The 21,087-nt window shown below is 58.7% G+C and carries 11 protein-coding genes and 10 pseudogenes; 11 read left to right on the top strand and 10 right to left on the bottom strand.

The genetic code is table 11. The features are described 5' to 3' along the window. The first annotated feature begins 19 nt into the window (after nucleotides 1-19). From EN738_RS36900 to EN738_RS36895, 3 genes are read left to right on the top strand one after another with little or no spacing between them, the layout of a single operon-like run. Nucleotides 20-130, top strand: a complete 111-nt coding sequence (locus EN738_RS36900; protein ID WP_348629084.1) for a hypothetical protein — start codon at nucleotides 20-22, stop codon at nucleotides 128-130. Then, nucleotides 127-444 (top strand): ferredoxin III, nif-specific, encoded by a 318-nt coding sequence (gene fdxB, locus EN738_RS11950; protein ID WP_189523725.1) that lies wholly within the window; start codon nucleotides 127-129, stop codon nucleotides 442-444. The genes EN738_RS36900 and fdxB overlap by 4 nt, the downstream gene beginning before the upstream one ends. Beyond that, nucleotides 350-697, top strand: coding sequence for an exopolysaccharide production repressor protein (locus EN738_RS36895; protein ID WP_348629083.1), 348 nt, complete (start codon nucleotides 350-352; stop codon nucleotides 695-697). Before fdxB ends, EN738_RS36895 begins: the two co-directional genes overlap by 95 nt. Here the strand turns inward: EN738_RS36895 and EN738_RS35920 are convergent. Then, nucleotides 697-794: pseudogene (locus EN738_RS35920) on the bottom strand (7-cyano-7-deazaguanine synthase); the annotation flags it as partial. The gene EN738_RS36895 and the pseudogene EN738_RS35920 overlap by 1 nt on opposite strands. A gap of 431 nt (nucleotides 795-1,225) precedes the next feature. After that, nucleotides 1,226-3,028, bottom strand: a complete 1,803-nt coding sequence (locus EN738_RS11935; protein ID WP_127283847.1) for an ABC transporter ATP-binding protein — start codon at nucleotides 3,026-3,028, stop codon at nucleotides 1,226-1,228. A 684-nt stretch (nucleotides 3,029-3,712) separates the two neighbouring features. Between EN738_RS11935 and EN738_RS11930 the strand changes: the two genes are divergently transcribed. Further along, nucleotides 3,713-4,462, top strand: a complete 750-nt coding sequence (locus EN738_RS11930; protein ID WP_127240467.1) for a LuxR family transcriptional regulator — start codon at nucleotides 3,713-3,715, stop codon at nucleotides 4,460-4,462. A 16-nt stretch (nucleotides 4,463-4,478) separates the two neighbouring features. Here the strand turns inward: EN738_RS11930 and EN738_RS11925 are convergent. After that, a pseudogene (locus EN738_RS11925) lies at nucleotides 4,479-4,655 on the bottom strand (IS256 family transposase); the annotation flags it as partial. 306 nt (nucleotides 4,656-4,961) lie between these two features. Here EN738_RS11925 and EN738_RS11920 point away from each other — a divergent pair. From EN738_RS11920 to EN738_RS36245, 5 genes and pseudogenes are all read left to right on the top strand, one after another. Further along, nucleotides 4,962-5,066: pseudogene (locus EN738_RS11920) on the top strand (aminocyclopropane-1-carboxylate deaminase/D-cysteine desulfhydrase family protein); the annotation flags it as partial. 350 nt (nucleotides 5,067-5,416) lie between these two features. After that, nucleotides 5,417-6,133 carry an SPASM domain-containing protein gene (locus EN738_RS11915; protein WP_245494477.1) on the top strand — a complete coding sequence of 239 codons (717 nt, stop codon included), beginning with the start codon at nucleotides 5,417-5,419 and terminating at the stop codon, nucleotides 6,131-6,133. Nucleotides 6,134-7,193: 1,060 nt separating this feature from the next. Beyond that, nucleotides 7,194-8,450, top strand: coding sequence for a diaminobutyrate--2-oxoglutarate transaminase (gene ectB / locus EN738_RS11910; protein WP_127240466.1), 1,257 nt, complete (start codon nucleotides 7,194-7,196; stop codon nucleotides 8,448-8,450). Continuing rightward, nucleotides 8,443-9,279, top strand: coding sequence for a hypothetical protein (locus tag EN738_RS11905; RefSeq protein ID WP_127240465.1), 837 nt, complete (start codon nucleotides 8,443-8,445; stop codon nucleotides 9,277-9,279). The genes ectB and EN738_RS11905 overlap by 8 nt, the downstream gene beginning before the upstream one ends. 228 nt (nucleotides 9,280-9,507) lie before the next feature. Then, nucleotides 9,508-9,789 (top strand): annotated as a pseudogene (locus tag EN738_RS36245) (transposase); the annotation flags it as partial. Between the two features lie 156 nt (nucleotides 9,790-9,945). Here the strand turns inward: EN738_RS36245 and EN738_RS11900 are convergent. Together EN738_RS11900 and EN738_RS11890 are read right to left on the bottom strand one after the other, a co-directional pair. Next, a pseudogene (locus EN738_RS11900) lies at nucleotides 9,946-11,355 on the bottom strand (IS66 family transposase); the annotation flags it as partial. Between the two features lie 759 nt (nucleotides 11,356-12,114). Then, on the bottom strand, nucleotides 12,115-13,392 hold the full coding sequence (locus tag EN738_RS11890) for a 4-aminobutyrate--2-oxoglutarate transaminase (RefSeq protein WP_127240464.1): 1,278 nt from the start codon (nucleotides 13,390-13,392) through the stop codon (nucleotides 12,115-12,117). Between the two features lie 2,028 nt (nucleotides 13,393-15,420). Here EN738_RS11890 and EN738_RS11885 point away from each other — a divergent pair. Next, the gene (locus EN738_RS11885; RefSeq protein ID WP_127283846.1) at nucleotides 15,421-17,061 is read left to right on the top strand and encodes an acetolactate synthase large subunit; all 1,641 of its coding nucleotides are present in this window, start codon (nucleotides 15,421-15,423) and stop codon (nucleotides 17,059-17,061) included. 178 nt (nucleotides 17,062-17,239) lie between these two features. Here the strand turns inward: EN738_RS11885 and EN738_RS11880 are convergent, their stop codons facing one another. The 3 genes and pseudogenes from EN738_RS11880 to EN738_RS11870 all read right to left on the bottom strand — a co-directional run. Beyond that, the gene (locus tag EN738_RS11880; protein ID WP_127283845.1) at nucleotides 17,240-17,584 is read right to left on the bottom strand and encodes a hypothetical protein; all 345 of its coding nucleotides are present in this window, start codon (nucleotides 17,582-17,584) and stop codon (nucleotides 17,240-17,242) included. Next, nucleotides 17,581-18,671 (bottom strand): annotated as a pseudogene (locus EN738_RS11875) (IS5 family transposase). Before EN738_RS11875 ends, EN738_RS11880 begins: the two are co-directional and overlap by 4 nt. A gap of 60 nt (nucleotides 18,672-18,731) precedes the next feature. Further along, a pseudogene (locus EN738_RS11870) lies at nucleotides 18,732-19,055 on the bottom strand (transposase); the annotation flags it as partial. Nucleotides 19,056-19,148: 93 nt separating this feature from the next. On the opposite strand from EN738_RS11870, the pseudogene EN738_RS36235 reads away from it, so the two are divergent. After that, a pseudogene (locus EN738_RS36235) lies at nucleotides 19,149-19,855 on the top strand (transposase); the annotation flags it as partial. Between the two features lie 97 nt (nucleotides 19,856-19,952). Here the strand turns inward: EN738_RS36235 and EN738_RS11860 are convergent. After that, nucleotides 19,953-20,703: pseudogene (locus tag EN738_RS11860) on the bottom strand (DDE-type integrase/transposase/recombinase); the annotation flags it as partial. A gap of 57 nt (nucleotides 20,704-20,760) precedes the next feature. Beyond that, nucleotides 20,761-21,087, bottom strand: a pseudogene (locus EN738_RS11855) (hypothetical protein); the annotation flags it as partial.

The following is a 21,087-nucleotide window of genomic DNA, read 5'->3' as shown; positions in this document are numbered from 1 at the left end:
TGCAGGACCTTGTTGAGGTCTGCCGGGCAAGTGGGCCGACATACAGGACGTCGCCGAGAAAACCCAAGCCGTTTATGCCGAGTTGGATGTTGCCAAGAGAGAACTCGCTTCAATGAAGAATTTAGGATGATGCGCACATTCACCACCCGTGACGGCTCCATTTGGATGCCGTCGTACCTGACCTCCATCGATAGCAAGACCTGCATCGGCTGCTGCCGTTGTTTCAAGGTCTGCTCGCGCGATGTGATGCATCTTCACGGCGTCGATGATGCGGGTGAAATCCTCGGTCGCTGCGATGACGAGGACGACGATTTCGACGGCAAGCTCAATCGCATGATCATGGTTGTCGATGATGCCGGCCGCTGCATCGGCTGCGGAGCCTGCGGCCGCGTCTGCCCCAAGAACTGCCAGACGCATGTTGCGGCCGACGAGCTCGCAACATGATCTGGCGAAAAACCAGGGGAACGGCGTGCACTTCATATCTTTTTGTCGGCTCGTAGGGCTGCTCCTGTGCAGCAATGCGTCGATGGTTTACTTCGCTTTGGATTCGCTCCGCCTGGCAGTCGTCACGACGCTGGCCTGTTCGCTGCTGCTTCAGGCCTGCTATTTCGGCAGCGTGCTCTTTTTCGCGGAGTCGATGATCTGTAGAACTGTTCATTCGCTCCGCAGAGGGCCGGCGAAACCACTTTCTTCCTAAGCCCGTTGGCCGTAATCGAAAGACACGAGGCCGGCGAGTTCGTGCTCAGCTGCCACTGTGCTAGCAAGGGAACGGAATCCAATCCCCCGGAGCAGATGGCGAGAGTTGAGCGAAGACTGCGGTCGGAGCTCCTGCGCTTCCGGGTCTCCGAGGGGACGACTTTGCGAACCGAAGGGACTTTGAACCGTTGACATGGCCGGCGTGCGGTAGGTTGGGCCAGCGACAGGGCTCCCAGCCGGCCTGTGCGTTGACTTCGCTTCGTTTGGCGAAATGTGGGTAACGGCGAGGGCCGCACACTTCCCGGGCCGTCGACATTCCCGCCCTTTTGGTGCGTGCGCCGTTAGGCGCGACAATTCGGTGCCCGCGTGTAACTGCCCATTCGCCGAAGCTTAGACGTGGTGCATTCCCGCTCGCCTGTTTGGCGGACAGTTCCGGCCGTGCTGGTTTTGCCGGTCTAACGCCGCCGCTCGTCACTGCCACACCCCTCTCCGGCAACGGCTCGGCGCATCGCGCAAGCCGGTTTAGCGATCAGGCCAGGCCCTTCGCTAGTTCCAACGCCTGCCGTTCGAACAGGCGGCGGTAAATGCCACCATCGAGATCGATCAGCGCGGCATGATCGCCGTCCTCCATGATGCGGCCACGATCGAATACGAGCAGCCGATCGAGCGAGCGGACGGTCGACAGCCGGTGTGCGATGACGAGTGTGGTTCGACCCACCATCAACCGATCCACCGCTTGTTGAATGAGCACCTCGGATTCCGAATCGAGGCTCGATGTGGCCTCGTCCAGAATAAGGATCGGCGCGTTCGCCAGGAAGGCGCGCGCGATCGCCACGCGCTGGCGCTCGCCGCCGGAGAGCTTCAAACCCCTTTCGCCGACCAATGTCCCATAGCCCTTCGGCAGGGACGCGATGAAGTCGTGCGCACTGGCCAGCCGTGCCGCTTGCTCGATCTCGGCCTGGCTCGCGCCAGGCCGGCCATAGGCGATGTTCTCGGCAAGCGACCTGTGAAACAGGATAGGCTCCTGCTGCACGATCGCGATCTGCGAACGGAGCGACTCTTGGGTCACCTCGGAGACGTCCTGGCCGTCTATCAGGATCCGGCCGCCGCTCAGGTCGTAGAGTCTCTGGATGAGCTTCACGAATGTTGACTTGCCGGAACCGGAGGGTCCAACCAACCCAACCCTTTCGCCAGCCTCAATCGACAGCGAACATTGGCTATAGATCGGCAGGGGATGGTTGGCGTAGCGGAAGTGGACGTTCTGGAAATCGATGCGGCCCGTCGTGATCCGGATCGGCTTGGCCTCTGGACGATCCGCAACATCCAGCTGCTGATTGTGGATGGCCACCAGTTCTTCCATATCATTAACCGAGCGTTGCACGTTGCGTACATGCATGCCAGCATCACGCAGATAGCCCTGTAAGACGACGAAGGAGGTGAGAACATAGGCAATCTCGCCCGGCGTTGCCTGTCCATGCGACCACAGAAGCAAGGCATATCCGATCGCCGCTACCCTGAGCGCAACCAAAGTGACGCCTTGGGTTGAGCCGATGATCGTTACCCGCACCCAACTCCGGCGCGTGCGGTGCCGCCATTTGGTCATGATATTTGCTAGGCGCTCGTCTTCGCGGATCTCTGCACCGAAGGCTTTGACCACAGCGTTGCAACTGACCGCATCCGCAAGCGCGCCTCCGAGCCTTGTGTCCCAACTGTTAGCAAGGCTCGCCGCTGGCGCGATATAGCCGAGCGACAGCGAAATCGTAAAGGCAAGGTAGATGAGCGAGCCGCAAGCAAAGATCACGCCCATGACCAGCCAGTGCCAGCCGAGCAGCGCCGTCGAACCTACCAAGATGATAAAGGACGGGAACAGCGCGACCAATACTGTGCTGTTTAGGGGGTCGAGCGCCCCCATGCCGCGCGTTATCTTGCGCACTGTCGAGCCGGCGAAGCTGTTCGCATGCCAGTCTGTCGAAAAGCGCTGGACATGATAGAACGCTTCGTTCGCGACATCGGACATCATCTTCAGCAAAAGGTCGTTCAGGCCAATGAAGGCGATGTGGCGCATGGCAATGGCAGCGAGCGCAAGTGCAATCGGTACAGAGAAGGCTGAAAGGGCCGAATGCCAGGCTGGTGCTGCCACAGCAGCGCCACCTGCAACAGCATCGATGAGACGACCCGAAAAGACCGGCATCAGCACGTCAGCGAGCGTGGAGGCGAGCATCGCGGCCATGATGATCGCGAGCCGCACCGGCTGCCTGCACCAGTGGCGGACAGTGAAGGTGAAAACATCGCGGGAATTGGCGCCGCGCTGATGGACGGGGAAACGTTTCATAGTTTCCAAGCGGGCGCATCAACACGCTCGGTCCCAAAGAAGTTAAATGACAAAACTGGAATTTTCGACCTCCCCCACAACAGCATCAATTTTGGCGGGCAGCTCCTGGCGCCTCACGATGTGAGGTTCAAAAGTCGTGCCAACTGAGCGGGAACAGCCGAAGGACAAATTCAGCAGGTTGCCGAGCCTGGACAAAGTCAGCCGCGATCCAGTCGAATACGATTGCTATGGCTTCCCCAACTCGGGGGAAGATTGGAAAAGAAGGGCCGATGCTATCGATGTAAATGGTTCTTCTTTACGCTTTAAGCGTGTTCGGCGATCATCACCTGGTGCATCACGTTGTCTCGATCAAATGAGTACAGTTGCAACGCAGCTTCACGTGCCCGGGGCTTAGGTGCTGATTTCAAAAACGCGCCGCGAATACTTTCCTGCCCATATTCCGTCAATCGAATGCTCGACTGTCGGATTTGTGCGCTCCCCGACACAGTGCTGTTCGGTTCGCCTCCTGGGTACCTCGCTCCAGTCGGTTTACAACCTGAAGAAAGCTCCGCTCGCAAGGTGGCACGACTCTTGATCCTACGTCTTTAGGTGGCGGAAGAAACTCCGGCTGTCGATTCCCGTACTACGCATGTTGCGATGCTGGGTTGGAGCTGTGCACCTGAGGACGCAACTGAAGGAGAGATCGTGGAACTCCCGCGGATTGAGCTCGAGTTAGGTCTGTTCCTCGACATGACTGACGGTATCGCTCAATCCGAACAGTTGTTCGAACTGTTGTCCGCGTTTGCGCGGAAGTTCGATTGCCCGTGGATTGCCTATGGCCCGCTCGCATCAAAACAGAGGGTTTTCAAGCCGAACCGACAGGATTCTGTGGTGATGTGGAATTATCCTGCCGAATGGCAGGAGCGCTACTCGAGAATGGGCTATGCCAAAATAGACCCACTCATCAAGAAAGGTCGAAAGGAGGCAGGGGCCTTTCGATGGAGCGAGGTGTATACCGATGAAAGCATAACTGAAGATGGACGCCGCGTCTTGGACGAAGCAGCAACATTCGGCTTGAGGTCAGGCGTTACCATCCCATTACATGGCCCTGCTGACAGCTTTAGGTTTATGAGTTTTGCCCAATCCTCAGACTGCGAATTGCTAAATAGAACGATCACCTACCTGCAAATGGCCGCGCTACAGTTTCATCTGAGGGTTGCGAAGCTCGGCACTCCGACTGAACCGGAGCAAATTCATAACCTCTCTCCGAGAGAAATAGAGTGCATTTATTGGGTGTCGAAAGGAAAATCGTCATGGGAAATAGGAACTATTTTAGGCAGATCACGAAATACGATAGATTTCCATTTAAAAAATGTAATGCGGAAGTTGGATGCGACCAGCAGAACGGTAGCTGTTGTAAAAGCTTTGAAACTTGGGATTATCGAACCGCCGTAGGTGCGCAGCTAGTTCTCCGCCCGTAGTAGCGCGCGTGATAGCCGAGACGCTCCGGCGTGCGCTCGCTCTTCGAAGCACCCAGCGCCTCGTCCATCTCGGCCACCGCGCGGATCACCTCGTTCAATCTATCCGGGTTCCAAAGCAGAATGTCTTTGACGGCAGCGCTGGCGGTCTTACTTTCTGTCTTGATCATGGCGGCGTTCCTTCCAGGGAATCGGTGACGTTGAGCACCACCCTGTCATGACCGCCCACTCTCAGCGAATTTGCAGAACTCAGCACGCCATTCCGTCTTAACCGACTGACGCATGAGTGATGTGTGTCCAAAATCTGACAGCCGTCAGAAAACATGTCGGGTTCAAAACAGCGGAGCGTCTTGGGCCTGTCGGGCTTTTCGAGGCCTATCACGCAGTAACTGCGCGCCAGGCGCACTGGCACGGCCTTTGCTGGTCGAGGTGCGGCAATATAGGGTGAGGGCTGACCCGCATGAGAACATGCAACTCGGTCGATGCAAGGGATGATCGACCTGATCCAGAAAGGCTTCTTTCCGGCGGGTTCGAGGGTGCTGTGCCCGCATCTCGGCGACGGGCCAGCGATCAACGGTTGAGGCTACATCTCCGGAGCGAGTGATGCCTCGAAAGATGCAATGCTGTCTCTGGTCCGACGCGCTCGAAGTTTGTGAAGAGTCGGCCCGGCAAATCGGCGAACCGGGCGGCTAGGCTGCCAAAAGGGTAGATGGCCGCGTTGCCTCAGTAGATCAGCAGGCGGTGCCAGAAAGCCAAAGGCACACCATCGTGGCGCTTCGACGTAAGTAGATGGGAGTTGTCACCAGTGATTTTGCCGGAACTTCGCTCAGCAAACACAGCCGGCAGGGTTTTGGAGATAACGACGACCACGGGATGTGTCGTAGGATGTTCATATTGTCCCCAGGACAAGTTCGCGGTCCGGCAAAGAAAAGTGTCTCATGCGAGTCATCTGGGTCTTGAAGATTTCAAGCGGTGTCTGGCCCGCGTACCGACTTCCGTCGGCATTGGTTTTGCGGGATACTCCGAACCTTGGCTCAATCCGGACTGCACCGAAATGGTGGAGCACGCCTTCGCCAAAGGCCATGGCATCAGGATTTTTACGACGCTGGTGGGAATGAACGGGCAGGACCTGCAACGATTGCAAGCTTTGCGCTTAGGCGTATTCGTGGTTCATGTTTTCGATGATGGCACCTACATGAACAGCCGCCTTGTCGGAGACAAGTATCGCGATCTGGTTCGTCAACTCGTCGACGCGGATATCCCCTTGATCCGGTTCGTGGCTTTGGGCGAGCCCCACCCAGATATAGCCGACATTATTCCTACCAAAGCACTGATAAAAGCGCGGCCCATGAGCAGTAGGGGTGGAAGCGTGGACCCTAAGATCGTTGCACCACGCCAGCCAGTGGTCGGAGCCCTAACCTGCGTGGACGAACGACAGTATCGGAATGTTCTTCTTCCAAACGGCGACGTTACCCTATGCTCCATGGATTTTGAACGGCGTCACGTATTGGGCAACCTTTTATATGAGGGTTACTCCGCTCTGTTTGAAAAGCCCGTTTTTCGCGAAATCGTCGACCGCATGAATGGAGCGGATGGTTTTCTGCTTTGCAGGATGTGTGAATTCGCCGACCCAAACGACCGGACCTGAGTGGATGCCGGCCGAGACGGCGAGCCTAGCAATGCGGATGGCCCCACGACAAATGCACCTGCCCGCGACGCCATCGTGTTTTCACGTTACGCCAGCATGATCCCGTAGGCGCGGCAGTGGGCCTCGAGCATTTCGGAGACGAGCTCATCGAAAGTGGTCTTCGCCTTCCAACCGAGCTTATCGGCCTGCCTGCCTTGAGGTAACGCCGATCACAGGTCAACCTCGGTCGGACGGAAACAGCGTTCGTCGATCCCGATCAGCGCTCGATTGCTTACTCACGGCCACCTCGTCAACGCCTTCACCCTCCCGGACGATCTCCTTTTCGACTCGCCTGAAGGCAGCAGCCCCAGCTGCGGCCGGGGATGGTTGCCGTCGCGGTAGTGGACGTTCTCTAAACCGATGCGGCCCTTCGCCAGCGCGTCTCCCGGTTGCTTCCGCCTGGCCTACGAACGGGCCTTCCGTCAAGGGCGCCCACGGCCCCGCCCTCTTGATCCGGCGGCTCGGGCCAATCATCTCGCGCAAGAGATCGGAATCCGCAGTCTTCTCCAAGAGAGCGCGGCTTTCGCTGTGTCATCGGTCATCAAATAGTTTCTTGAATCAGGTTGGTGTCCGCAGCCCGAGGTTGAACGGCGAATATTGATGACCGCCGCGAAGCCGCTCGCTCGCTACGGCGCTATTGGGGGGGCGCGCTCGCGAGCGGCTTCGCTGCCGCCGAGCTACACAACCTCTGGCGACGCGACCCTGCTAATCGTCCTTGGACTCATTCATTGTCCGGAGTCGCTTTGGGTAGGCGATGGGTGGGTACGTCAACTACCCGATCTCGTAGTATCGGTGCTTTCGCGGAAGCTTTAGAAGCCATCTTGTTGCAGCACATTCTGCGAAGGCATCCGAATGGAGGGCAACGCAACCCAACAATACTCGATGAGGATCCCGGCATCACCAGACCAACCAAAGCTTCCTCCGGCATTCTGCTTCAATGTTAGATGACGAACATCTACCGCAAACCACTAGCCATTAAACAGCTCTCTTCTTTGAACGACCTATGTGCAGAGGACCCAATATGAATACCGACCCTTTCACGGCCCATGAGTCCAACGTTCGTCGTTATTGCCGGGCGTTCCCTACCGTCTTTACGAAGGCCCTTGGGGCGACGATCTGGGACGAGACGGGTAAGCCCTTTATCGATTTCCTGGTGGGTTCCGGCGCACTCAACTACGGGCACAACAATCCGGATATCATGGCGCCGGCGATTGAATATCTCGTCGGTGAGAACATTCTTCTGTCGCTTGATATGCATACGGCGGCAAAGCGTGACTTCATTGAAGGGTTCGTGGATTGGATCCTGAAAGCCAGAGGCCTTTCGTACAAGATTCAGTTTCCTGGGCCGACCGGCACGAACGCCAACGAAGCGGCTCTGGCGCTGGCGCGAAAATACACCGGCCGCTCGAGCGTCATGGCCTTTACGAATGCGTTCCACGGCATGTCGCTCGGCTCTCTAGCGGTGTCGGGCTCGGCCTCAACCAGGGAACTGGGAGGCGTTGCTCGCCACGATGTGATCCGTGTTCCCTATGACGGCTATCCGAGCCAAGCTTTCGATTCCGCCAGTTACATCGACTGCGTTTTGAGCGACCCGGGGAGCGGAATAGAAAAGCCTGCCGCAATCATTCTGGAGACCATCCAGGCAGAAGGCGGCATGAACGCCGCATCCGCAGCTTGGCTCACGGAAATTCAGTGCATTTGCCGTACGCACGGCATTGTTTTTATCGTCGACGACATCCAGGCGGGTGCGGGCCGAACTGGCGATTTCTTCTCATTCGAGTCTGCGAAAATCGAACCGGATATTGTGTGTCTTTCCAAGTCCCTAAGCGGTTCAGGTAGTCCATTGTCCATCGTCCTGATTCGACCCGACTTGGACATATGGAAGCCCGGAGAACATAGCGGGACCTTCAGAGGCAACAATTTCGCCTTCGTGACGGCAGGAGCCATGTGCAAGATGTGGTCGGATAGGAAATTTACCGCAGGTGTCGAGCGGACAGCCGTCAGGCTGCAAACGCACCTCGATCGCCTCGTTGCGAAATTTCCAAGATACATCGAACAGAAGCGCGGCCGCGGTCTGATGGCCGGCCTGAAATGCCGTTCACCGGCAGTTGTCGGCCGCGTGCACGATGTCGCGTTCGAAAAAGGCCTTCTTATCGAATCCTCAGGGCCAAATCGCGACGTTATCAAAGTTCTCCCGCCGATAACCATCTCCGATGCCGAACTTGATCTTGGCATCACCATCCTTGATCACGCACTGCAGGAGCAAGACAATGCCTAGCCAGACATCTCAATTGCCAGCCATCTCCCCTGTTTCAATCAGAGAACGGATCGGCTCGATCAACACTGCGGAGATCATCTCGGTCCTGAAAGGTGAGCTCACCGCTCTGCACATCAAGCAAGCTTTCAGCACCGAAGTAGCCGAGAAGATCACCACGAACTTTGTTGGTAGTGCCGGTCTCAAGGAGCGTAACGATGGTGTGCCCGGACAATATGTCGGCGCATCACACTACAGGAAGGATTCAGCCAGCTATTTCGCAGACGCCGAAAAGGCGCGACCGCACGTCGAGGCCCTTTTTGAGAATTTGGTTGACCCGGTCCGAGCAATATTCGGCGCGTTAAAGCGAGAGCTTCACAACAAGGGCATTGAATTGAGGCTGGCCCGTTCAGAACACGGTCAGGCCAATGTCTGTCGCGCTCTCAGTTGGTCAGGCAGCGGCACATTTTCCTTGGACCCCCACGACGACGTCGCTCAAGTCCTATGTGCCGGCAACGATTACGAGATTTCTTCGGTGGCGCACAACACTGTCGCAGCGCTCAATTTCTATCCCAGCATAGCCGAGGGTGGTGGCAATCTGCGCCTCTGGAGCCATAAGCCGACAGTTGCGGACCGGATAGCGCAAGGTGTGGAGACCACTGGCTATCCTTATTCGGCAACCTATCTTGAGGCGGTTCCTTATCGCGAGTTCCAGCTCAAAACCGGCGATATCGCCCTAATCGATGGCGGTTTCGTTCACGGGGTTACCGGTCAATCAGGAAGTGGAAAGCGTTTGGTGCTGAATAGCTTTTTCGGGTTTGCTCGGCCGGATCTTGTTCTCTGGTGGACCTGACGAGGCTGCCGACAGCGACCCACTGTATTCCCCGATTGTAAAGTCATCAACCGCGCCATACGGGACGCGACCGTCACAGGCCCTTCGGGACATCTGGCCGGGAAGCCCATTCCTTGCAGATGAACTCGTAGGTCGTGAGGCCTTTGAGGTCTTGGGCCTGTGACCTTGCCCCTGTGATCTAATCCGGGTTGAAGTTCGCTCTGGCCATCCATCTTGGAGCACCAGGACATGGAGCGTAGCCGCTTGTCTGAAGAGCACATCATCGGAGTTTTGAAGGAACATGAGGCCGGGTGTCGGTAGCCGATCTGTGCCGCAAGCAAGGGGTCAGCGGCGCCTCGATTTACACTGAAAGGCCCGCTTCGGTGGGCTGGATGTCTCCGAGCTCGGCCAGTGAACGCTCTGGAGGATGAGAACACACGGCTAAAGCAATTTCGCGGTGCTAGCCTTTTTGACGGATTTTTGGGAAGGGAATGTATGGTCTGCCCCGCTAATGCGAGATTCGCGATGTCGCAAATGACATTTCCACTTGCATAAATGTATTCGGCCTCTCGAGTGGACCGCGGTTGCTACCATGCCATGAAGAGATCGTAAGCGCTATTTTCCTCGCACCTTGACGCCAGCGCTTTCGACGGATGGCTTTCGAATTGGGAACGGTATCTGGTCTGATCAGGCTGCTGTTGATTTGGCGAAGTTGAAGGGCAGCAGATCGTAGATATCAGCGTCCTCGTTGCGTTGAGGCATTCGTGAGGACGTGGCGCAGCCACGCTAACGGCTCGACGCCACAGGCGCGGCAGGTCAACATCAGGCTGTAGATGACGGCGCTGGCCCTGCCTCCGTCGACGGTATCGCTGAACAGCCAACTTTTCCGGCCAGCGGCAAAGATTCTGATGTCACGCTCGAGAAGATTATTGTCGAACGGCATGCTGCCGTCCTCGATGTAACGAGTCAGATACCCCCATTGGTTCAGGGTGTAGGAGACGGCGTCGCCGAGCTTGCTGTCCGGCAAGACTTTTGGGGCGATCTCGTCGAGCCATGCCTTGAGAGCAGGAGGATGGGGACACTATGTTGCTGGCGGAAGCGGCGAATGCAGTGATCTCGCTTCTCGCCGTCATCGGGGATTTCGTTCCGCGCCTGCCTTTCAACCCGATAGAGCTGTTCGAAGAACCGGAGCGCCTGTTCCGGCGGGCCGCCGCCTTTCTTCCTCGCCTTTAGGGCATCGACGAAGCGCCGCCTCGAACGGCCCATGCATCCAAGATGCGTTGCCCCTTCCAGCGTGCGCCAAGCGGAATAGCCATCACTCATCACTATGCCGCGGTAATCGCCCAAGAAGGTCTGCGGGTGTATCTGGCGGCGGCCCGGTTGATAATCGAGCAGCACGATAGGCTCGTCACTGTCCTCGCCGCTCCGGTATTCCCACATGTATGAGGTGCTGGCGGCCTCTCAATCCTTTTCCTTCAGGACCTGAACAGTCGTCTCGTCGCCATGGATGAGGGGCTGCGATCTGAGCCGCAGCTTCAGGGCGTCATAGATGCGGGAGAGATGCTTTTCGCTCGAGCCGATCACCCAGTGGCCCAGAGCGCCACGGCTGACAGGAACACCCGCGCGCTCGAAGGCGTGCGCCAGGCGATAGAGCGGCGTGCCGTAGACGTATTGTGAACGAGCGCGAAGGCCAGCGTCGAAGCCGTAGCGATGCTGCCCGGCAAGGGTTGTGCGGGCATCGGCGGTCACGACCGGCGTGTTGAAGCTGGTACGGTCACAAGGGCGGCAAGTATATTTGAACCGCACATTCTGCAAAACCTTCGCCTTCACCTCGATATGAAGTTGCTCGGTAACGGCCTCGCCCATGCGATGCATCTGGTGACGGCAGCAAGGACAAGCCTTCTAGTCGTCGGGAAGGTCATACTCGACGCGCTCGCGCGGCAGGTTTTCCGGCAAGGCCTTGCGGCCGCGCTTCTTTCCCGTCGCCCCTTCGGTCGCCGGAAAGCCCGTGTCCGGCAGGGCAACGACATCGCCATCTTCGTTATCGGCGGCGTCCTTATCCGCGGCCTGTTCGGCTTCATTGAAGAGGCGGTCATGCATCAGAGCACTCAACAGCAAAAGGTGCGGGGAAATTCGCGCTTACAAGAGATCCGCGCACGCCGCTCACAATAAGTGGTTAGGAGCACGAAGCCCTCTTACGGCTGATCCACCGTTTCAGTATTCCCGAGCTTTGCAAAACCGGCCATGCGGCCAGGTCGCGGAGCCTTCTTGAACTGGCGCCCGCTGCCGACGGCCGCCAGCCGTGGCTCCCAATGCTTTGATTCCCGCCATGGGCCGGCGGGCAACATATTCTCGATCTGCGATCGCAGTGAACTGCCTCGTCACATCGCTGATACGCTGTTCCGGCGCAGGTCGGCGAACCGCTCCGTAAGTAGTCTGCGAATTGCCGGCGAGAGATAATTCGACACGTCGTCCAGGTTGAACAGACCCGCTCCCGGCGAAGTTATAGGCTGCGGGTGAAGTCGACAAGATGCCGACGCATTGGTCGTGATCGTCGTGGTGAAGCGTTTGAACATCGCGTCCTTTGTTCGATAATGTCTTGGCACAGGCGAGCGCTCCCTTCCTATTTTCTTGGCACAAACCTTTTGCACCCGACGGGCGGCATCTATGGCGCGAGCAATCCCATGTCGATTCATGTCCCCGGCGCCCCAATAAGATCCCCGGTTGATGCTTCGCGACGTTCAAATGTTTTCCGCTAACGCCGCTGCGTACCACTCGCCCGCCATGATGCCTTGTCGGCAGCATTGAGGGCTGCCTAAGCCTGGAAGCACCGGTATCAGGTGCTTTCGCGCCCCGTCAGGCCTCCTGAGCGCAGGCGCGTAATGTTTCTTCAAGGATGTCGAGTGCTTCGGCAAATACTGTGTCTTCGATAGTAATCGGGGCGAGGAAGCGGATGACGTTTCCGTAAACGCCACAGATCAGGAGGATGAGGCCCCTGTCGAGCGCCTTCTCGCGGACACTGTTCGTGAATTCTGCACTAGGTTTTCTTGAGCCGGGCACCGTGAACTCGATCGCATTCATGAGACCCAGGCCACGGATGTCGGCGATCTGCGGAACGACATCCTTCAGCGATTGCAGCCGCCTTTTCAGGCGTACGCCGAGTAGTTCGGCGCGGTGGCACAAATCCTCTTCTTCGATCACGTCGAGGACAGCATTTCCGGCGGCGATGCCGATCGGGCTGCCACCATAAGTGCCACCTAGGCCGCCCGGTCCCGGTGCATCCATAATCTCCGCCCGACCGGTGACAGCTGCTATAGGGAAGCCGCCGCCGAGACCCTTGGCCATAGTGGTGATGTCCGGAAAGACACCGAAGTGCTCCATGGCGAAGAGCTTACCGGTGCGGGCAAAGCCGGTCTGTACTTCGTCTGCGATCAACAGGATGCCGTGTTTGTCAGCGATTGCGCGCAGCTGATCCATGAAGGCAGACGGCACTTCATAAAAGCCGCCTTCGCCTTGCACTGGTTCTACGATAAACGCAGCGACGCGGCCAGGATCAATATCAGCCTTGAAAAGCTTGTCGAGCACGGAGAGCGATTCGTCGATCGTGGTGCCATGGAACTCGATGGGGAACGGGACGTGGAAGACGTCCGGCACCATCGCGCCGAAACCGGCCTTGTAGGGCTGGACCTTGCCCGTCAATGTCATGCCCATGAAGGTGCGGCCGTGGAAGGCGCCGGTGAAGGCGATGATCGCGCTGCGGTTTGTGGCGGCGCGGGCGATCTTGACGGCGTTCTCGACGGCTTCAGCGCCGGTCGTGACGAAGAGCGTTTTCTTTTTGAAGTCGCCAGGCACGGCGTCATTCAACCGTTCGGCGAGCCGGACGTAGTTCTCATAAGGCACGACCTGATGGCAAGTATGTGTGAAGCGGTCGAGCTGGTCTTTCACCGCTGCAACGACCTTTGGATGACGATGGCCGGTGTTGACTACTGCCATGCCTGCGGCGAAGTCGATATAACGCCGTCCCTCCACATCCCAGATTTCGGCATTAAGCGCCTTGTCGGCATAAACCTGTGTAGTCACGCCCACCCCGCGCGAAATCGCATCGGATCTGCGGGCCTCAATATCAGTATTCATGAAAAAACCTCAAAAGTGAAGGCGCCCCCGCAAAGACGCCCCCGTCCCCATGATGCCGAGGATCATAATGCTTTCGACGGCGAGAAAGTCCTGATCTGGATCAACACGCCCCAACATTCTAACGAACTGAGTCTCCTCTGGGTGCTAATGCTATTGGGCACCTTAGCAACGAAAGGCCTGACACACGTACCCGTGGCGGCGAAAGATGCTCGTGAAGGCGAGCCATCGACCTTGTCACCTTCGGATTCAATCGTCCTCACGCTCAAGGTTGTGCACGATGTCACGGCTGGACCAGTCGATGGGCTGGCGATTGTTAGACGCTGTCCCTATCCGATGCGCCCTAGCGAGGTGGGCGCGAATAATGCGACCTCATTGTGTTGTCTGGGGACAATGGTGGTTTTGATGCCGTGGCGGGAATGGGCGAGTGGCCGATGTCTCTCTACACGTCTGCTTAAGGTTTTTAGAACAGCCCTGCGATGCTCCGCCCCTCGCGGCTGGTGCTCCTGCAGCAGCACTCTTCCACTCCTCTCCTGAGTCGAGCAAGTGGTCTCGTGTTCGAGAGCGGCTTTAAGGAGCAAAGGAGGCGTGTCAGCTCCTGCATCCTTCGGGCTCGCGCAGGACATTGATCAGGCGTTTGCGGTCGGACACGTTGTCGGACTGTCGACTGTGTCGGACATGAGACACACAGCGTGATAGATCATTTCTCCTTTGGCACAAGACATGCGGGGCTATTCGCAAACGCGTTGCGGCACGGACCGAGGAAACAATCACCCATGATCACCGCTCGGCCGATATGCGGTCTCCGCCGTGAAAACCGGGCATCCCGAGCCGGCAGGCGGGCGGGAGGCCCGGTCTTTTTCTTGCAGCGGGGGGCGGACTTCTGTGAACTTGCGACAAGAAGCGTCGGCCGGACAATTTGCAGCGGGGGCGTTTCTTCCGCCATGGCGCCAATGCCGAAGTGGTGCGCCAGTGATTCAGACCAACATGGGACCGTCATAGGTGCTCGGTGTGTGGAGCCTCGGGTGCAGGGTTGGCATCGAGAGTTGAGACCGCAGAAGAGCGCGACGACAAGGTTTCAGACAGTTCCAGGGGCATTAGATGCGGATCGACAACGTATCACCGGGAAGTGGATCGGCGGTGAGCCTGTGCGGGTGCGACGGCGTGATAACGCCGGGTTGCTCGCGTCGGCCGTACATCCGCCCCTCGCTTCGGGACCCCAGGCGGACTCGTTCGAGAGGATGCAAGTAGCCTCCCTTCGCTTCGGCGGGTCCTAACGGAACTGCTGGCCGACTATACGAAGGGCGCTGGTCGAACATCACGATGCAACGATACTGGAGGTAAGGTTCAACATGCGGCTGCACACCATTTGGCCGCTGCGCTGCGGATTGTGCGCCCTACCGGGCGTACGAAGGGGAGGGGCAACGCGGGTCGGCTCGGTCAAGCACAATGCGATAGCCGGCCGCCGGTTCGAGAGCTGGGCGCCATTCGAAGCGGATCTGGACCGGTGGACGCGCGGGTTGCCGATCGGCGTGCGCATAGCGCCTGACCGGAATGAGCGGGAGTCGATCCTGATCACCGGATGGGGCAGTGCGTTTGGCGGTCCTGTGGTGGCAACGTCGATCCTTCATCGCTTGCTCAATTGTTCCATAGTGATCCCATCCGCAGTGACAGCTACCGGCTTCGTGAAAGCGTTGTTCCGGCCGATTGCAAAAGCCCGGAACGACGCTCGACACCAATTAAACTGCAAACCAATGAGAGGGTGACCGTGAAAGGACAAGAGGAGGCGCCCTTCATCCTCGACGGACGTCCCTTCTCCTATGCTGGGCGAAGGGTACTGAATGTTCAAGTCAAGAGGGAACTCAAAATGAAGAGTGCGTTAAGTTTGGTTGTGCCGTCTCCCTGTTGCTTTGACCCGGTTCGCTCCCCGCTGACACAGCAGTTCAGAGCGGGGCGCAACTCGCAATTTCCAAACCGATTGGAAGGTCAGTTCAGAGTGGCCGTAAAAAACGTCAGCCGAGGACGACACCAATGAACGGCGCCGAGTTGCTTGTATCTGCACTTGAGAACGAGAACGTTCGGCAAATCTTCGGGGTTCCCGGGGAAGAGAATCTCGACCTTGTTGAAGCACTACGGCATTCCTCGATCAAACTGGTGGTGACGCGTCACGAACAGGCGGCATCGTTCATGGCGGCTACGCATGGGCGGCTTACTGGAAAGCCCGGAGTCTGTCTGGCTACGCTCGGTCCCGGCGCGCTGAACCTCACGACGGGCGCAGCCTACGCCCTGCTCGGCGCGATGCCCATGATCATGATCACCGGACAGAAGTGCATACGGGGCCGGACCCAGGCGCGGTTCCAGATTGTGGACATGGTCTCGACCATGACGCCGCTGACCAAGATGGCGCGTCAGATTGTCGACCCAGCGACAATTCCGACCATTGTGAGCGAAGCGTTTCGGGTAGCGCAACAGGAGCGGCCAGGGCCGGTCCATCTCGAACTCCCGGAAGATGTTGCAGCCGAGAAACTGCCCGTGGTTCCGCCGATGGTGGCGCCCCATCCTATCAACCCGCCCGTTGCGGCCAAGGAGGCGTTGGACCGTGCGGCAGAGCACATCCTTAAGGCCGAGCGGCCGCTGATGATGCTAGGTGCAGCCGCAAACAGACCGCGCCTTGCTGCGGAGCTGTCGGACTTTGTGAGGCGCCTGCAGATTCCGTTCTTCAACACGCAAATGGGTAAAGGCGCAGTATCGGGGGGGGCCCGACTGTACATGGGCACGGCCGCTTTATCGGAGCGGGATTACGTGCACCGGGCAATCGATCGCGCCGATCTCGTGATCTCGATCGGCCATGACACCGTTGAAAAACCGCCTTTTCTGATGAAGCCGGAAGGGCCAGCTGTGCTCCATGTGGGTTATCTGCCGGCGACGGTCGACGAGGTATTCTTCGCACATACCGAGGTGGTGGGCGATATCGGGCCGAGCCTGAGATCGCTTGCCGACCGCCTCGAGGGCAGGCTGCCCAACGCCGGTGCGCTGCTCGGGCTGCGTGATGGGATCCTGACCAGGATCGCCGACCGGGCGAAGGAAAGCCGCTATCCCCTAACGCCACAGCGAATCGTGCACGACGTGCGTCAGGTTATGCCTGAGGACGGAATCGTCTGCCTCGACAACGGAATGTACAAGATTTGGTTCGCTCGCAACTACCGCACCCGGGTAGCTAACACGCTTCTCCTCGATAATGCGCTCGCCACCATGGGCGCAGGGCTGCCTTCAGCGATCGTGGCCGCGATGCTCTGTCCGGAACGTCGCGTTCTAGCTATATGCGGCGACGGCGGCTTCATGATGAACTCGCAGGAACTGGAGACGGCGATCCGCCTCGGACATCGTCTCGTCGTGCTCATCCTACAGGACGACGCTTATGGGATGATCCGTTGGAAACAGGCCGCAAATAGCTACAGCGATTTCGGCATGACCTTCGGCAATCCCGATTTTGTCGCTTACGCCGAGGCCTACGGCATCGAAGGCAGACGAATCGAAGGCCCCAACGACCTTGCGCCGACGCTCGAAGCGGCATTTGCGGCGGGCGGTATCCATCTTATCAGCACGCCGGTGGACTATTCGGAAAACATGCGGGTCCTGGTCGACGAGTTATCCAGTCAGAAAGACATCTGAATGCATTCTGATTGGTTCGTTGTCCTCAAGGTGCTCCTGCACTTTTTCGGACGTCCACGGGACGGTAGTTTCTCTTCGCGCTGGCGCTTGGGCCGCCACATGACGGGAGCAGGAGCGAGACGTCTCGATCTGGTTCACGACCTTGCGAACTTTGGTTCGGCAGGTTCAGGACTCTCTTCTAGCAGGCCGTTGAAGAAGTGTCTCGTTTGGCCTTGAGGATTGCCTCGTCGCCGTTGTGATAAACGAAGGTGATCTCGATGGAGCCGTCGCCGAGCAGTTCAGCATGGCCGTCGCCTGTGACCTCGTCCATTTCGTCGAATCCGACCCATGCGAAGAAGACCATCGACGGGCCGTAGCCGAGTTCGAGGGATGCCTGCATGGCGCCCAAGGCGATCTCGCCGTGGTTGCCAGCGCAGATGGTGATCGTGGCGGGTTCATCGAGGTCGAGATAATCGCGATCCCACAGATCGGCCTCGACGATGCGCCAGCGGCCGATCAGTTGGCAGCCTGCGGGCGTGGTCATATCGGCACAACAAACAACTTCGGCAGCCGCACCAGATTGTAGGCGGCGGCCGCGAAGGTAAAGGCCCAGCCGACGCGGTCGCGGCCACGGAACCGGGATTTGTCCTGTCCGGCGACCGTCTTGATCCAGCCGAACGCCTCTTCGATCCGCTTTCTGATCCGCTGGCTGACGACAAAGCCGCCATGGCGCGTGGTGCTCCCGTCAATTGCCGAACGACGGCCGCTCGTGTTCTGCGCCACATGCGGCGTCACCTTCATCGAGCGCAGTTCGTTGACGAAGTCTTCCGCATCATAAGCCTTGTCGGCGCCGAGCGTGATGGCCCGCGGCCGGTCCGCATGCGGCTCGATCATGTGCAGTGCCGCCACCCGCTCGGCATGGCCGTTGGCCAATGTCAGGCAGGCGTCGACCAAAAGGCCGTGGCGGTTTTCCATCAACCCGTGTCCCATGAAGCACAGCTTCGCCTCCTTTCCTTTCCCCTTCTTCTAGAGCCTGGCATCGGGATCGGTGGTCGAGGCATGCGTCTCGTTCGTCCGCTTCTGGCCATGGAAATCGGCTTCCGCATTGCGGCCGCCGCCATTTTCCGGCGGCTCGCCCGGCCCATCCCTCGGCTTGACACTCTTCATCGATGCCCAGGCCTCAATGAGAGTGCCGTCGACCGAGAAGTGATCGCTCGAGAGAAGCTTTTTCACTCTGGGCTGCGCCAGCACCGCGCCTAAGAACTTCGCCGCGATGTCGCCTTCCAGCAGCCGGTCCCGGTTCTTCGAAAGCACTGAGTGATCCCACGCCGCATATCGACGCCGATGCCGACAAACCAGCGGAACAGGAGATCGTATTCCAGCCGCTCCATCAGAAGCCGTTCCGAACGGATCGAATAGAACGCCTGCAGAGGCATCGCCCGCAACAACTTCTCCGGCGGGATCGACGGTCGCCCGATCGGCGAGTAAAGCGCCGCAAAATCGTCCGCCAGCGCCAAAAGCGCCTCGTTCACCATATGGCGGATCGTGCGCAACGGATGGTTCTGGCGAACCCGCACCTCCAGATCCACATAGCTGAAAAGGGAGCCGGTCCGATCGTCGTTGCCCCGCATGCGCCATCCTCCGAATCCCTTCGGAGCCAATCGACGGCGAGCGGCTTTTTCAACGGCCTGCTAGATAGCTTCGCCCATTCCTGCCACTGATATTGATCCTGTGGCGATTAGAGCCTTGGCCGTTTCCGTTACGCCGTGTGGCGCGGTTTGAGCAACCGGCGGAGGCGCAGAGCCTTCCATCAGCACAGCGTCGGAGCCGGTTGCGGTGATGATCTTGGCATAGGCTGCCGGGGTCTGGTAGGCGAGCGAGGAATGAGGCCTCGCGGTGTTGAAGTCCTCCCGCCATTCGGCATTGGCGCTGCGGGCGTGGTCGAGGCCGAAGAACAGACTCTCGTTCAAGAGCTCGTCGCGCATGCGGCCGTTGAAAGATTCGACATAACCACTATCCGGCATGTTATTCTCGGTGCCATCGTTTGTTCGGTCGTCAGGTTTCGTTAAGCTTGGCGGATCCGGGCTTGACCAGCGATGGAGGGAACCATGCGTAGTATCGGCATGGACATACATCGCGTAGCCGCCGAGGTTGTGTCTTGCTTGATGGCAAAATCGTCAAGCTCGGCCGCGTTCAAATGCTACGCAACAAGCTCGAGGAGTTCGCCAGAGGGGGACTCACCCACGATGATCATGTAGTGATCGAGGCGACCGGCGATGCGGCGGCGGTCGCTGAAGTGCTGTTCACCCTACGTGGATCGGATCGTAATCGCCATCCCAAGCAGGTGCATATGATCGCGCACGCGAGGTGAAGACTGACACGATCGACGCCACTGTCCTTGCGAAGCTCTACGCCTCGTGCTTTCTACCGGAAATCTGGGTTCCGGATCCGGCGACCCTTGCGCTTCGAAGACTGGTCACCAGGCGCACACAGTTGGTTCGCCAGCGTTCGCGGCTGAAGAACCTGATCCAGTCAATCCTCCACGTCCACCTGATCCCGCCGTGTCCGCATGGGAAGCACATCGCGTGCCGTCGCCACCCGCGCGCAAGCTTGCAATGATCATCTGGCACATGCTGAGCAAAAATGCCGACTATATCTGGGCCCGGCCTGCCTTGCTCGCCCGCAAGTTCAGATCGGTCGAATGCGCGCCGGCCTCCCGACCAGCCATGCCAGGCGCGGCTCCGCGTTCGACTACAACATCCCGGCCAAGCTGGCCGAAGAACGATCCCGAGTCGAAAAGGCAGAAGCTGCCTATGCAGCAGAGACCGCCCGATGGCGAACGAGGCCCGAAAGGCGGAAGGCTGTGAAAAAAGCCGCCGAATGAGAAGAAGGGGCTATTCTACAACATCCGTCTGCATCGGCCTGCCTGGCGCGATGTAGTGCCATTCGATCCCGTGGATCCTTCGACCAGGCGAGGATGGCGTTCGAAGTGAACTCTGTGCCGTGGTCGGAAACGATCATGCCCGGCTTGCCGCGGTGCGCGATCAGTTCCGTCAGTTCACAGGCAACCCGACGGCCGGAAATCGAGGTGTCCGGGATCGCGGCCAGGCATTCGCGAGTCACGTCATCGACGACGTTGAGCACGCGGAAGCGCCGGCCACAGGCGAACTGATCATGCACGAAGTCCAGCGACCAGCGCATTCGGCTTTGCCTCGACCAGGCACCCACGTGCCGACGGCTCGCCGTCTTGCCCGGCGCTTGCGCACCGTCAAGCCTTCCTCGCGATAGAGACGGTAGATACGGTTGACCCCAGATGCTTCGCCCTCGCGTCTGAGCAGGATGAACAGCCGCCGGTAACCGAAGCGTCGGCGCTCGTTCGCGAGGTCGCAGCCGACCACGCAGCTCTGTCTCTGGCGGTCGGCGAGACTGGTAGCGGATCATCTTGCGATCGGCGCCGACGAAGGAACAGGCCCGACGCTCCGATAGGCCCATGACGGCCTGCAGATGCGCTACGGCTTCGCGCTTGGCGGCGGGCCCTAACATTTTTTCGACAGAAGCTCGCGCAATGCCGAGGCTTCGAGCATCTGGTCGGTCGAGCAGCTTCTTTAGCTTGGCGTTCTCGTCTTCCAAGGCCTTCAGGCGCTTGGCGTCGGATACCTCCATCCGAGATCATCTGTCAGCTGGCGCTAGCTGCGCGCTCTGGGCAACGGGCTGCAGATTCTATTCGCCAGCAGGGGTCGGAAAAGGCGTGATCGACCAATGGATCAAGTCAACGGCACGCTGAAGTATCGCCTCGGTTCCAGCACGGCTGGGGGAAGCGGCCATGACATATCCGATAGAGTCTCGGTAATCTCCCTTCCTCACGATCGGCGTCTTGGGTTTTGCGTACAACTTAACCTCGGTGACACCTGGTATAGCAGCCGCGCGACCGTCTCCGTCGATCCAATCGAGGATGCCATCGCGATCAGGAAGTAGAGCCCGCCATGCTGCGACATTCGAATGCCGTCTGCGCAAATTCCATTCGTCGCCGATGACAAGCTTGATGTG

The sequence above is a fragment of the Mesorhizobium sp. M4B.F.Ca.ET.017.02.2.1 genome (genome assembly GCF_003998955.1).
GTDB classification, from domain to species: domain Bacteria; phylum Pseudomonadota; class Alphaproteobacteria; order Rhizobiales; family Rhizobiaceae; genus Mesorhizobium; species Mesorhizobium abyssinicae.
This window is presented reverse-complemented; position numbering and strand designations above follow the sequence as displayed.